This is a genomic window from Cryobacterium sp. 10I5, assembly GCF_035019865.1.
GTDB classification, from domain to species: domain Bacteria; phylum Actinomycetota; class Actinomycetes; order Actinomycetales; family Microbacteriaceae; genus Cryobacterium; species Cryobacterium breve_A.
Genome location: NZ_JASJVI010000015.1, coordinates 1 through 13,588, shown reverse-complemented (window position 1 = coordinate 13,588; position 13,588 = coordinate 1). Strand labels below are relative to the sequence as shown.

Here is a 13,588-nt window from a genome sequence, read left to right as displayed (position 1 = left end):
GCTACCGCCCGCGCCCCGGGGTCAGCGTCCGCCGCTGCGCCGCTTGTTGAAGATGTCGAACGCGACCGCGAGCAGGAGGACGAGACCCTTGATGGCCATCTGCCACGCGGCATCCACCGAGAGGATCGAGAGCCCCATGTTCAGGACGCCCATCACGAGGCCACCGACGATGGCTCCGACGACCGTTCCCACGCCGCCCTGCACGGCTGCGCCGCCGATGAAGACCGCGGCGATGGCGTCCAGTTCGTAGTTCTGCCCCGCCGATGCCACGGCGCCACCTGCCCGGGCGGTGCTGTCCACGCCGGCCAATCCGGCGAGCACTCCCATGTTGACGAAAACGTAGAAGTTGACCCACCTGGTCTTCACGCCGCTCATCATGGCGGCGAAGAGGTTGCCGCCGATCGCGTAGACGTGACGGCCGAAGACGGTCTGGTTCAGCATGAACGTGTAGCCGAGGATCAGGACCGCGAGGATGATCAGGATGATCGGGGTGCCGCGATAGCCGGAGAGAAGCCAGGCCAGCCACATGATCGCGATGACCGCGATACCGGACTTGACGGCCATCTGCACGATGGACTCCATCGGGAGCTCGAGGCGCCGCAGGGTCGCGCGGGTGCGCAACTGCTGCGCGACGAGGGCGATGCAGGTGATGGCGCCGAGGGCGAGAGTCAGCACGTCCCGTCCGCCGAGCTCACCCAGGACGCCCGGCAACCAACCGGCGCCGATCGCCGTGAACGAGTCGGGCAGCCCGCTGATCGTTCCTCCGGTCAGCAGCACGAGGGTGAGACCGCGGAAGATCAGCATGCCGGCGAGGGTCACGATGAAGGCGGGGATGCCGACGAAGGCGATCCAGAAGCCCTGCCAGGCGCCGACGACCGCGCCCACGACGAGGGCGAGCAACACGGCCGCCCACCACGGGAAGCCCCATTGGTTCGTCGCGATGGCCGAGACGGCTCCGACCATGGCGACGACGGAACCGACCGACAGGTCGATGTGGCCGGCGATGATCACGACGACCATGCCGATCGCGAGGATCAACACGTAGGCGTTCTGCTGGATCAGGTTGTTCACGTTTCCGGGCAGCAACAGGCGGCCCTTCGTGAGCACTTCGAACAGAACGATGATGACGACGAGCGCGGCGAGGATGCCGTATTGGCGGAAGTTGATGGCCAGCCGGGGCTTGCGCGTGGCTGGGGTGGTGGTGGTCATTGCGGTCTAGTCCTTTCCCGCAGTCATAAGGTGCATGAGGCTTTCCTGGGTGGCGTCCTTTGCGGCGACTTCGCCGGTGATGCGACCCTCGGAGATCGCGTAGATGCGATCGGAGATGCCGAGAAGCTCCGGTAGTTCGGAGGAGATGACGACGACGGCCTTGCCTGCCGCCGCGAGCTCGTTGATGATGCCGTAGATCTCGTACTTGGCGCCGACGTCGATGCCTCGGGTCGGTTCGTCGAGGAAGAGCACGTCTGGGCCGGTGAAGACCCACTTCGACAGCACGACCTTCTGCTGGTTACCGCCGGAGAGCTGCCCGGTGATCGACGAAACGCTCGGCGCCTTGATGTTCATCCGCCTGCGGTAGTCGTCCGCGACCTTGTACTCGCGGTGGCGGTCGATCACGCCGAACCGGGCGAGGGTCGCCAGCGCCGCGGCCGAGACGTTCACCGTGATATCGCCGATCAGGTTGAGCCCGTATTTCTTGCGGTCTTCCGTCGCGTACGCGATCCCGTTGCGGATGGCCTCGTCGACCGTGCGCACCGAGATCTCCGTGCCGTTCTTGAAGACCCGGCCGGTGATGTTCGTGCCGTACGAGCGTCCGAAGATGCTCATGGCGAGTTCGGTGCGGCCGGCGCCCATCAGCCCGGCGAAGCCGACGACCTCGCCCGCGTGCACGGTGAACGAGGCGTTGTCGACGACCTTCCTGCTCGTGTCGACCGGGTGGTATGCGTTCCAGTCCTCGACCCGGAGGATCTCTGCGCCGATCTTCGGGTCCCGGGGCGGGAACATGCTGTTGAGGTCTCGACCGACCATCGAGCGGATGATGCGGGCCTGGGTCGCGTCCGGACCGTGCATGTCGATCGTCTCGATCGTCTTGCCGTCCCGGATCACGGTGACCGTGTCCGCGATCCGACGGATCTCCTTGAGTTTGTGGGAGATGATGATGCTCGTGATGCCCTGGCCACGGAGGTGCTCGATCAGGTCGAGCAGGTGGTCGGAGTCTTCGTCGTTGAGTGCCGCGGTCGGTTCGTCGAGGATGAGCAGCTTGACCCGCTTCGACAGCGCTTTCGCGATCTCCACGAGCTGCTGCTTGCCGACGCCCAGCTCGAGCACCTTCGTGGCCGGGTTCTCGTCGAGACCGACCCGGGCGAGCAGGCTCGCGGCTTCGAGGTTGGTCTTGTTCCAGTCGATGACGCCGCGGGTGGCGTTCTCGTTGCCGAGGAAGATGTTCTCCGCGATCGAGAGGTAGGGGCTGAGCGCGAGTTCCTGGTGGATGATGACGATCCCGACCGCTTCGCTGTCGTTGATCGATCTGAACTGGGCCTCTTCCCCCTCGAATTCGATCGTGCCGGTGTAGCTGCCGTGCGGGTAGACGCCGCTCAGCACCTTCATCAGCGTCGACTTGCCTGCGCCGTTCTCGCCGCAGATTCCGTGGACCTTGCCGCGCTCGACTTCGAGGGTGACCGAGTCGAGGGCTTTGACCCCGCTGAAATCTTTCCCGATGTCGATCATCCGAAGAATCGGACCGTTCATGTGTGTCGCTCCTGTCAGCGAATTCGTCGTTCGGGTGCGTACGGACCGCGGTGGCGGCGAAGCCCAGGGCCCCGCCACCACCGCAGTCGGCACGGAATTCGGTTTCTTCGGTACGGCTTAGAGGCCGACGTCCGAAGCCTTGATGAACCCGGAATCGATGAGCTTCGTCTGCACGAGGTCCTTCGTGACGACCTCAGGGGCCAGCAGGTAGGACGGGACGACCTTCTTGCCGTTGTCGTACGTCTTGGTGTCGTTGACCTCGACCGTTGTGCCGGCCGCGATCGACTGGATCATCGTGAAGACCTGGGCGCCGAGGGTACGGGTGTCCTTCCAGACCGTCATCGACTGCGTGCCCGCGAGGATGGCCTTGACGTTCGCCTTGTCCGCGTCCTGGCCCGTGATGATCGGGTAGTCGGTGCCGGCGGCGTAGCCGGCCGACTTCAGGGATGCTTCGATGCCGACCGCGAGGCTGTCGTTCGGGGAGAGAACGACGTTGACCTTGGCGCCGTTGCCGTAGAACGAGGAGAGCCGGTTGTCCATCTCGGCCTGGGCCTTGTCAGACGCCCAGCCCTGGATGCCGATGGTGGTCCACGCGTCGTTCGTCTTCGGAGCCTTGCCGCTCGGGACGACCAGCTTGCCGCTCTCAACATAGGGAAGAAGCACGTCCCACGCGCCGGAGAAGAAGAACTTCGCGTTGTTGTCGTCGGGGCTGCCGGCGAAGGGCTCGAGGTTGAACGGACCCTTGCCGTCCTTGAGGCCGAGTTCCTTCTCGATGAACTGGCCCTGGAGCTGACCGACCTTGTAGTTGTCGAACGTCGCGTAGTAGTCGACGTCTGCGGTGCCGTTGATCAGGCGGTCATAGGCGATGACCGTGGCGTCCTGCTTCTTCGCATCGGCGAGGGCCGGTGCGAGAACCTTGCCGTCGATCGCGGCGACGACGAGGATCTTGGCCCCGCCGGCGACCTGGTTCTGGATCTGGCTGATCTGCTGGTCGGTCTTGTTGTCGGCGTACTGAAGGTCGACGGTGCAGCCGGCCCCTTCGAGCTTGGTCTTGAGGCCTTCGCCGTCGTTGATCCAGCGCTCGAGGCTTCTCGTCGGCATCGAGATGCCGACGTTGCAGTCCGCGATTGCTGCTGTGGTGCTTCCGGTCCCTGATGTGGTGGCCGTTGAACACGCCGCGAGCGAGAGCGCAACGGCCCCCGTAGCGACAATCGTGAACAGCCTCTTGGTTTTCGTCATGATCTGCTTTCTGCTCTGAATGCTGTGATCGCACGAGGAGGCGGCAGGAAAACCACCATTACCCCCTTGTAACGCTGTCATCAACTCCACGACACGCGCTTATGTTGACGCATCCAACATATACCAGGATTCAGGCCCGAGTCACCCCCTCTTTCGAGCAAGGGGCGCAGATCTGCCAATTGAAACGTAATAATTCCGGGCCGGAACGGAATTTGTTGCCCACAACCGCAAAACCGTGCGTCTGCACGGTTTTCCCGGCGCACCAGAGGAGCATTCCCGTGCGCGCCTCAGGCGGCGGGGATGATTCCCGTGGCGACGAGCTTCGCGTACCAGAGCGCACTGTCCTTGGGGGTACGCACCTCGGTGTCGTAGTCCACGTAGACGATGCCGAATCGCTTCAAGTAGCCGTATGCCCATTCGAAGTTGTCCATGAACGACCAGACCTGGTACCCGCGCAGGTCGACGCCGCGTGCGAGGGCCCGGTGCGCGGCGGTGAAGTGCCGCTGCAGGTAGTCGGTGCGCAGCGGGTCGTGCACGGCGAGACCGTCCGCCTCCTGCACGAGGGTGTCCGGGAAGGCGGCGCCGTTCTCGGTGATCATGAGCGGCTGGTCCGGAAATTCCTCGCTGAGGGACACGAGCAGTTCCTCGAGGCCCGCCGGCTCGATGTTCCAGCCCATGTCGGTGTACGGGCCGGCCTGCTGCACGAATTCGACCCGGTCGGCGCCGGGCCAGGGAGAGCCGGCGGCGTCCTTGTGGCCGTCGGCGTTCTGGCGCGGGGTCTCGCCGTCCCAGAGCCGCACGAGATTGGTCGAGTAGTAGTTGACGCCGAGCACGTCGATCGGCTGGTGGATGATCTCGGTGTCGCCCGGCCGCACGAAGGACCAGTCGGTGATCGCGGCGGTGTCGGCGAGGACATCCGCCGGGTACTCGCCCTTCAACAGTGGGCCGAGGAAGACCCGGTTGCCGAGGCCGTCGATCTGCCGCACGGCCTCGTGCCCGTCGGGGCCCTCTCCGCGGACGACGTGCAGGTTGAGGGTGATCGAGAAGTCCGGGTCGTTCGTGACGACCTTCCTGAGTTCCGTGATAGCGAGCCCGTGGGCGAGGTTGAGGTGGTGGACCGCGGTCAACGCCTCCGCGCCGTCGGTGTGACCTGGCGCATGCGCGCCGGAGCCGTAGCCGAGGTACGCGGAGCACCACGGCTCGTTGAGCGTCGTCCAGGTGTCGATCCGGTCGCCGAGAGCCGCGCCCATGATCCGCGCGTACTCGGCGAACGCGTACGCGGTCTCGCGGTTGGTCCAGCCGCCCTCGTCCTCCAGGGCCTGCGGCAGGTCCCAGTGGTAGAGCGTCGCGATCGGTCGGATGCCGCGCTCGAGCAGCCCGTCGACGAGCCGCTCGTAGAACGCGAGGCCCTTCTCGTTGACCGGGCCGCGCCCGGTGGGCTGGATCCGCGACCAGGAGATCGAGAACCGGTACGCGTGCAGGCCGAGCCGCTGCATCAGGTCGAGGTCTTCCTCGAGGTGGTGATAGTGGTCGCTCGCCTTGTCCCCGGTGTCGCCGTCCAGGACCGCGCCGGGCGTGTGGCTGAAGGTGTCCCAGATCGACGGCCCCCGACCGTCCTCGTTGGCGGCGCCCTCGATCTGGTACGCGGCCGTCGCCGAACCGAAGATGAACCCGTCGGGGAAATTCAGTCCCGAGTCGCGGTAGTCGGGGTTGCCCTGGCGGGAATCGGTCATGAGAGGGTGGCCTTTCGATTCGCGGATGCTGAGGTGTCGCCTCCCGCGCGCCTGGCGCGGAACGCGGCGTCCGAGTCACTGTGCACCGTGACCCCGTCGCCGTCTTCCACAATCGTAAAGGTCACGACGGAATCGCCAAGCGGATCCGACACCAGCACGGTCCTGGTGGCGTCGCCGCCGGGATAGACCGTGATCAGCGCGTCCCGGGTGTAGTCGTAGTCCGGCCGGTCGTCCCGCGCGCCCGTCGCGATCACGGCGCCCTCCCGCACCCACAGCGGGATGCTGTCGAACGCGTGGGTCTCCCGGCGCCAGGTTGGTCCGGCCGCGGTCTCGCCGGTCAGGTAGTTCGTCCAGGTCCCGGCGGGGAGGTAGTAGGACACGTCGCCGGCCTCGCTGAAGACGGGAGCGACGAGCAGGTCGTGCCCGAGCAGGTACTGGCGGTCGAGGTAGTCGACGGCGGGGTCGTCGGCGAATTCGAGCTGCATCGAGCGCATGAAGGGGATGCCGGTGCGGTGCGCCTCGAGGCCGACCTGGTACAGGTAGGGCATCAGTGAGAGCTTGAGCTTTGTGAAGCGACGGGTGACGTCGACGGCGCTCTGGCCCGGTTCCTCTGTTCCGTCGTCGAAGAGCCATGGCACCCGGTAGCTCGTGGAACCGTGCAGCCGGGAGTGGCTCGACATCAGGCCGAAGGCGAGCCAGCGCTTGAGCACGGCCGCGTTGGGCATGCCTTCGAAGCCGCCGATGTCGTGGCTCCAGAATCCGAATCCGGAGAGGGCGAGCGAGAGCCCGCCGCGCAGGGTCTCCGCCATCGACTCGTAGCTCGACGAGTTGTCTCCGCCCCAGTGCACCGGCTGCTTCTGGCCGCCGACGGTCGCGGAGCGCGCGAAGAGCACCGCGTCACCGACGCCGTGGTGCTCCTGGAGCACCTCGAACACGGCGGCGTTGTAGAGCTGGGTGTACCAGTTGTGCATCCGCTCGGGGCTGGAGCCGTCGTGCCAGACCACGTCGAGCGGGATCCGCTCGCCGAAGTCGGTCTTGATGGCGTCGACGCCCTGGTCGAGCAGGTGCCGCAGCTTGCCCTGGAACCAGGTGACGGCATCCGGGTTGGTGAAGTCGACGAGTCCCATGCCGGCCTGCCAGAAGTCCCACTGCCAGACGGAGCCGTCCGCCCGCTTCACGAGATAGCCGGCCGCCTGGGCCTCGGCGAAGATCGGGGCGCGCTGGGCGATGTACGGGTTGATCCACGCGCTCACGTGCAGGTTCCGGCCGTGCAGGCGGGCGAGCATGCCCTCGGGGTCCGGGAACACCCGGGGGTCCCATTCGAAGTCTGTCCAGTTGAATTCGCGCATCCAGAAGCAGTCGAAGTGGAAGACCGAGAGCGGCAGGTCGCGTTCGGCCATGCCGTCGATGAAGGAGTTGACCGTCGCCTCGTCGTACTGGGTGGTGAACGAGGTCGACAGCCAGAGGCCGTACGACCAGGCCGGCACCTGGGCCGGACGCCCGGTCAGCTCGGTGTACCGGCCGAGGATCTCCTTGGGCGTTGGCCCGTAGATCACGAAGTATTCGAGGTATTCGCCCGCGACGGAGAACTGCACCTGTTCGACCGACTCGGTGCCGACCTCGAAGGAGACGTGCTCCGCGTGGTTGACGAGCACGCCGTAGCCCCGGTTGGTGAGGTAGAACGGGATGTTCTTGTAGGACTGCTCGCTCGAGGTACCGCCGTCGGCGTTCCAGATGTCGATGGTCTGGCCGTTCTTCACCAGAGGTCCGAAGCGTTCGCCGAGACCGTAGACGAGTTCGCCGACGCCGAGCGCGAGCCGGGCGTGCACGTAGACGGATGCGGGGGCGAGCCCGGTCTCCGTGACGCCGGAGACCCCGGTGGGTTCCGCCGCGATCGGCGCACCCTCGGCGAGCTGCAGGTAGCCGATCGATTTCGGTCCGCTCTCGGTCAGGGTGTGGCCGTCGGCCTCGAAGCGGAGGCTCCAGGGGCTCCCCCGGTCGATGCGCGCGGTCAGGGGGCCGCTCGTGACGCTCCCGCCGTCCGCGTCGACGGACACGACGCCGCTGCCGGTGACGGGGCCGTCGAGCTCGAAGCCGGGCTCCGTCGACCCGCCGGTGTCCTTGGCCACCCGCACGCGGATCACGCCGGGCAGCGGGGAGGACAGCGTCACCGAGAGCAGGGCCCGGTTGAGCACGTCGCCGCGGTGGGCGATGACCTTGGTGGGGGCGTCGATCCGCAGTGCGTCGCCGTCCCCCGTCGCGCCGGGCACGACCTCGAGGTCGTACGCCTCCTGCGCATAGAGCGGCGTGACGCCGGGACGCACGTGCCAGAATCCATCGGTGAACTTCATTACTTGACTGCTCCTGCGGTAATGCCACGCGTCAGCGTGCGCTGGAAGATGAGGAAGAAGATGAGCGTCGGCAGCAGGCCGAGCAGAGCGGATGCGCTCGTGGTGGTGACGTCCATCAGGCGGTCGCCCTGCAGCACGCTGATCGCGACGGGGACCGTCTGGTTCGCGTTGCTGACCAGGAAGGTCAACGGGATCAGGAATTCGTTCCAGGTCCAGATGAAGAAGAAGATCAGGAGCACGGCGAGGGTCGACCGGCTGATCGGGTAGACCACGCGCCAGAGGATCTGCCAGCGGCTTGCGCCGTCGAGTGAGGCCGCCTCGAGGAGTTCCTTCGGGAAGGTGCCGTAGACGCTCGACAGCAGGTAGGTGCCGAAGGCGCTCTGGATGACCGTGAAGATGATGATGACGGCCCAGATGTTGTCGTACAGTCCGACCTGCTTGAACATGAAATAGAGCGGGTAGAGCAGGGCCTCCTGCGGCACCATGTTGGCGAGCAGGATCAGCACGACGATCCAGGTGCGGCCGCGGATGCGGCCGATTCCAATCGCGTACGCATTGAACATCGACAGGAGCACGGCGGCCACGGCGACGACGCTCGAGATGACCACGCTGTTCCAGAGCTTCTCCGGGAAGTTGACCCTGGTCCAGAAGTTGATGATGCCGTCGAAGTAGAGGTTGCTCGGCAGGGCAAGGGGGCCGGAGCTGTTGTAATCGGCCGGCGACTTGAAGGAGTTGATCACGATCATCACGAACGGAATCGCGATGAAGAGACCGATGATGATGGCGATGAACAGGATGACCCAGTCGCCGGTGGTCTTGCGGGTGTGCACCTTGGGCAGTTTGAGCGGCTTGGGTTCCGGGGCGCCGGAATCGCGGCGGGGACGGATTTTGTCGGTCAGGGTAGTCATGGCTAGCGCTCCTCGTCCTGGCGCTCGAGCCGGGTCTGGAAAGTGATGAAGATGATCGCGACGACGGCGACCACGACGGTCAGGGCGGTGGCGATCGTTGCGCCGTAGCCGACCTGCTGGTTCTGGAAGAACTCGCTGTAGGAGTAGTAGCTCGGCACCATGGTCGAGGTGCCCGGGCCGCCGCGGGTCAGGGCGTAGATCGGGCCGAACACCTTGAGGGCTGCGATCGTGCAGGTCAGGGTCACGACGAAGATCTCCGGGCGGATGATGCCGACGGTGATGGCGCGGAACCGCTGGAACCAGTTGGCGCCGTCGAGCTCGGCGGCCTCGTAGAGCTCCGGGTCGACGCGCTGCAGGGCGGCCATGAAGATCACGATCGGGTAGCCGAGCTGGACCCAGATCATGATGACCATGATGCAGGCCATCGCGGTGTCCGGGCTGCCGAGCCAGTTGTGTTCGAGGCCGCTGAGTCCGATGGCGCCGAGCACCTGGTTGAGGGCACCGTTCTCCGGGCGGAGGATCCAGCCGATCACGATCGCCGCGATCACGGTCGGCAGGATCTGCGGGAGGTAGTAGGTGGCGCGGAGGAAGCTGGCGATCTTGCCGCCGAATTTCTTGCCGACGAGGTCGAAGAGCATGGCCGCGAGCACGAGGCCGAGCAGGGTCGGGACGACGACCATGGCCACGATCATGGCGATCGAGTTGCCGAATGAGGTCCAGAACACGTCGTCGCCGAAGAGCTTGGTCCAGTTGTCGAGGCCGATCCAGACCGGGGGCTTGATGCCGCGGTACTTGGTGAAGGTCAGGAAGAAGTTCCAGCCCAGCGGAACCAGGACGATGATGGTGAGCAGGAGCAGGCCTGGCACCAGGTAGAGCCAGAAGCCCTTGCCGCCCGCGCCGGGGAGGCGCGACCCGCGGCGGACTACTTCTTGATGTCCTTGATGCCGTCGTTGTATTCGGTGCCGAGTTCGCTCAAAACGTCCTTGGACGACTTGGTGCCGTTCATGAGCTCCTGCAGGCCGGCGTTCAGCTGGTCGTAGAAGGTCGGGGTGGGCCAGTCGGGGTAGAAGCCGATGCCGTCGCGCGCGGTGAGCGTGTTGAAGTTGGCAATCAGTTCCTGGCTCTTCGGGTCTGTGATGTCCGCGGCGTTCGCGGCGACGGGGACGCCACCGTTGTTACCGATCAGGGCCTGGATCTCCGGGCGCATTGTGATGTCGATGAATGCGGCGGCGAGGTCCTTGTTCTTGGCCTTCTCCGGAACGACCCACATGTTTCCGCTGGATCCGGGAGACATCGTGGCGCCGGGGTAGAGGAAGGTGCCGAAGTTGAAGCCCTTGATCTCCGTCGTGAAGCGGTTGTACCACCAGCTGCCGGAGAAGAAGATCGGGTTCGTTCCCGCGATGAATGCGGTGCCGGCATCCTCTGCCTTGGTCCCGGTCGCGTCCTTGGAGATGTAGCCCTTGTCGGTCCAGTCCTTGATGGTGTTGGTCGCGTAGGTGAGTTCCTTGCCCTGCCAGTCGACGTCACCGGTGTAGAGCTGGTAATCGTTGACGAAGCTGCGGTCTGCCTTGGTCAGCGCGAGCTGGTACCAAAGCTGCCCGAGCGGGTACTCGGCCGCCGACTCGGACAGCGGGGTGATCCCGGCGTCCTTGAAGGTCTTCAGTGCGGCTTCGAACTCGGCCTGCGTCGTCGGGATCGCGACGTTGTACTTCGCGAACATGTCCTTGTTGTAATAGGCCTCGACGAATTCGCCGTAGTTCGGAACGCCGTACCAGGAGCCGGAGCCCATGATGCCGTTTTCGTCGTACTTGGCGGTGGTCTGGAGGGAGGGGGCGAGCTTCGCGTCCCAGCCGTACTGGCTGACGTAGCCGTCGAGGTTGCTGAGCAGGCCCTGGCTTGCGAGCAGGCCGGCGGTGGCGTTGCCTTTGTTGTACTCGAGGATGTCGGGGGCCTGGTCGGAGTTGAGGACCTGGCTCGCGGTCGAACGGATCTGCTCGAAGCTCTTGGCCTCGAACTTGACCTTCGCGCCGGTCTCCTTCTCGAAGACCTTGATCGCCTCGTTCCAGGCGATTCCCATCGCGCTGGTGTCGGACTCGAAGTCCCAGAGTGTCAGGGTCTTTCCGGTGCCGTCAACCGGCCCGCTGCTCGCTGCGGTTGTGGACCCGCCGCTTGAACCGCTCGCACAGCCGGTCAAGAGTGCCGCTGCCGCCGTCAGTGCGACGACAGCGAGGGCGCGCTTTCCTAATCTCACGTTCTACCTCCTTGTAGTGGCGACTCCGATTCCTGTCGCCGATGACGACCCCAGCGCGAGCGAATCGAAACGCTTCGATAATTGCTGTGCCTATCGTCTGCCGAAACGCTTCGACAGTGGGTCGCTTTGGAGCATAGGGGCCCGCGGATGCTGGCACAAGATGTTTGTTGATATTCGCAACATATCCGCGTCGAGCGAGGATCCACCCCGACCGCGATCCCCCGAATCCTCCCCCTGAGGTGTCGCACATCGAGGTTCACACGCGGGTTGAACATCGATATGCGACACCTCAGCGGGTCGTCAACGACCGACGGCGGCGGGACCCGGATCCCCGGGTCGCGGGCGGCTCAGGATCGCGGAGAGGCCAGGTGCCGGTCCGGGGGCGGCGCGATCGAGCCGCGCTCGTAGAAGCGCGGAGGGACCAGTTCGATCCGAGGCTCTATCGGGCCGCTCACCTGTTCGACCGCGAGCGTGACCGCCCGCCAGCAGGAGTCGGCGGCGACGAGCGGGATCGTGTCGAGGGGAGGCTCGAAGTGGTCGGTTTCGAAGCTCGCGCAGGCCGCAAGCACGGAGAGATCCTGGGGCACCCGCAGGCCGCGTTCACGCAGCACGTCCAGGACCGCGGTGTGGATGCTCTCCTCGGCATGGAGGACGACCGCCGTCATGTCCGGGCGCTCAGCGAAGAGCGCGTCGAGGGCGATCCGTACGCTCGGCCCGTCCCGCTCGGGCATCACGAAGGCCGTCTCGATCCCGTGGGCCGCCGCAGCCGCAAAGAAGCCGTCGCGGAACCGGGGCGGGAAGTTCGAGCCGCGTGCGTAGACCCCGGGAGAGTGCCCGATCAGTCCGATCGACCGGTGCCCGGCCGCCACCAGCTTCTCGACGGCGAGCGCCGCAGCGGCCTCGAAGTCGAGGTCGACGCAGACGAGACCGGCGGCATCCTTGGGAATGCCGATGAAGGTCGCCGGCACGCCGAGTTCGCGGATCACCGCGACCCTGTCGTCGTCGCCCGCGACGTCGAGCACGATGATGCCGTCGACGAGGCTGCTGGACGCCACCCGGCGCAGCCCGCTCGTCGCCTCGTCCTGGGTGAGCAACAGCACGTCGTAGTCGTGTTCGCGGGCGGCCTGCGCGACAGCGAGCACGAAGGCCATGTGTGCCGGCGCATAGGTGTCCGCGTGGAACGGCGCCGTGAGGGCGAAGATGTTGGTGCGGGTGCCCGCGAGCATCCTCGCCCCGGCGTTCGGGCGATAGCCGAGACGCTCGACGGCATCGAGTACCCGAAGGCGAGTGGATGCGGCGATCGACCGCTTGCCGGACAAAGCGTAGGACACTGTGCTGATCGAGACGCCGGCCACCCGTGCGACGTCGTGGATGCTCGCCATGGCGCCGACCTCGCTTCCCACCCCGCTGATAAATGCCTTGTCGCACAGTCTGGACCATGAACCAGCGAACCAGAACCACCCTCTCACTCGATTTGTTGTGAGAATCGACTTAAGCGGGTCGTGGGGCACGGATGCCGTCGGTCCGGTCACTAGGGTGGTCAAGCATGACGGTCTTCGCGAATCCGGTCCTGCCCGGAATGTATCCGGATCCCTCGGTCTGCCGGGTCGGCGACACCTTCTACCTCGCCAACTCGTCGTTCGAGTACTTCCCCGGCCTCCCGCTGCACTCGAGCACCGACCTCGTCGCCTGGACGCCCGTCGGCCACGCGGTCGACCGCCCCGGCCAGGCGCGCCTGCTCGACCTCGCCGGAGTCCCTGACTCCGGCGGCCTCTACGCCCCGACCCTGCGCCATCACGACGGCGTGTTCTTCCTCGCCTGCACGGTCGTCGGCGGCGGGGCGGACGCGTCGTTCCTCCTGACCGCGACCGACCCGGCCGGCCTCTGGTCCGATCCGGTGTTCCTCGAGGGCGCGCGCGGCATCGATCCGACGATCTTCTTCCACGAAGGCAGGGCCTGGTGGGCCGGCTGCCGCCTCGTCGAACCCGGCGCATACCCCGGCCAGACCGAAATCTGGCTCCGCGAGCTCGACCCGGTCGCCGGGCGACTCTTCGGCCAGGAACACATCCTCTGGAACGGCGCGGTCGCGGGTGCGGTGTGGGCGGAGGGACCGCACCTCTACGCGCACGACGGGTGGATCCACCTCCTCGCCGCCGAGGGCGGCACCGAACGGAACCACGCCGTCTCGGTCGCCAGGTCCCGGTCCGTCACGGGCCCATACGTCGGGAACCCGGGCAACCCCGTCCTCAGCCACCGCCAGCTGGGGGCTACCGCGAGGGTGCAGAACGTCGGGCACGCCGACCTCGTCGAGGCGGGGGACGGCTCCTGGTGGGCCCTCGCCCTCGGCGTCCGGGTCCGGGC

The 13,588-nt window shown here is 66.0% G+C and carries 10 protein-coding genes; 1 reads left to right on the top strand and 9 read right to left on the bottom strand.

All coding sequences use genetic code 11. The features are described 5' to 3' along the window. Window positions 1-21: 21 nt before the first annotated feature. From mmsB to QN350_RS06585, 9 genes are all read right to left on the bottom strand, one after another. Window positions 22-1,209: a multiple monosaccharide ABC transporter permease gene (mmsB, locus tag QN350_RS06625; RefSeq protein WP_281535950.1), complete on the bottom strand. Its 1,188-nt coding sequence runs from the start codon at window positions 1,207-1,209 to the stop codon at window positions 22-24. A 6-nt stretch (window positions 1,210-1,215) separates the two neighbouring features. Continuing rightward, window positions 1,216-2,745 (bottom strand): multiple monosaccharide ABC transporter ATP-binding protein, encoded by a 1,530-nt coding sequence (gene mmsA, locus QN350_RS06620; protein ID WP_322138065.1) that lies wholly within the window; start codon window positions 2,743-2,745, stop codon window positions 1,216-1,218. A 117-nt stretch (window positions 2,746-2,862) separates the two neighbouring features. Then, on the bottom strand, window positions 2,863-3,984 hold the full coding sequence (gene chvE, locus QN350_RS06615) for a multiple monosaccharide ABC transporter substrate-binding protein (RefSeq protein ID WP_322138066.1): 1,122 nt from the start codon (window positions 3,982-3,984) through the stop codon (window positions 2,863-2,865). A 287-nt stretch (window positions 3,985-4,271) separates the two neighbouring features. Then, window positions 4,272-5,717 (bottom strand): GH1 family beta-glucosidase, encoded by a 1,446-nt coding sequence (locus QN350_RS06610; RefSeq protein ID WP_322138067.1) that lies wholly within the window; start codon window positions 5,715-5,717, stop codon window positions 4,272-4,274. Continuing rightward, window positions 5,714-8,068, bottom strand: a complete 2,355-nt coding sequence (yicI, locus tag QN350_RS06605; protein WP_323516016.1) for an alpha-xylosidase — start codon at window positions 8,066-8,068, stop codon at window positions 5,714-5,716. Before yicI ends, QN350_RS06610 begins: the two co-directional genes overlap by 4 nt. Continuing rightward, window positions 8,068-8,976: a carbohydrate ABC transporter permease gene (locus QN350_RS06600; RefSeq protein ID WP_322138069.1), complete on the bottom strand. Its 909-nt coding sequence runs from the start codon at window positions 8,974-8,976 to the stop codon at window positions 8,068-8,070. The genes yicI and QN350_RS06600 overlap by 1 nt, the downstream gene beginning before the upstream one ends. A 2-nt stretch (window positions 8,977-8,978) precedes the next feature. After that, window positions 8,979-9,842 (bottom strand): sugar ABC transporter permease, encoded by an 864-nt coding sequence (locus tag QN350_RS06595; RefSeq protein ID WP_323516014.1) that lies wholly within the window; start codon window positions 9,840-9,842, stop codon window positions 8,979-8,981. A gap of 56 nt (window positions 9,843-9,898) precedes the next feature. Further along, the gene (locus QN350_RS06590) at window positions 9,899-11,227 is read right to left on the bottom strand and encodes an extracellular solute-binding protein (protein ID WP_322138071.1); all 1,329 of its coding nucleotides are present in this window, start codon (window positions 11,225-11,227) and stop codon (window positions 9,899-9,901) included. Between the two features lie 347 nt (window positions 11,228-11,574). Beyond that, window positions 11,575-12,609, bottom strand: a complete 1,035-nt coding sequence (locus QN350_RS06585; protein WP_322138072.1) for a LacI family DNA-binding transcriptional regulator — start codon at window positions 12,607-12,609, stop codon at window positions 11,575-11,577. A gap of 164 nt (window positions 12,610-12,773) precedes the next feature. Between QN350_RS06585 and QN350_RS06580 the strand changes: the two genes are divergently transcribed. Continuing rightward, window positions 12,774-13,588 (top strand): glycoside hydrolase family 43 protein (locus tag QN350_RS06580; RefSeq protein ID WP_323516012.1); only part of this gene is annotated, 815 nt, incomplete at its 3' end.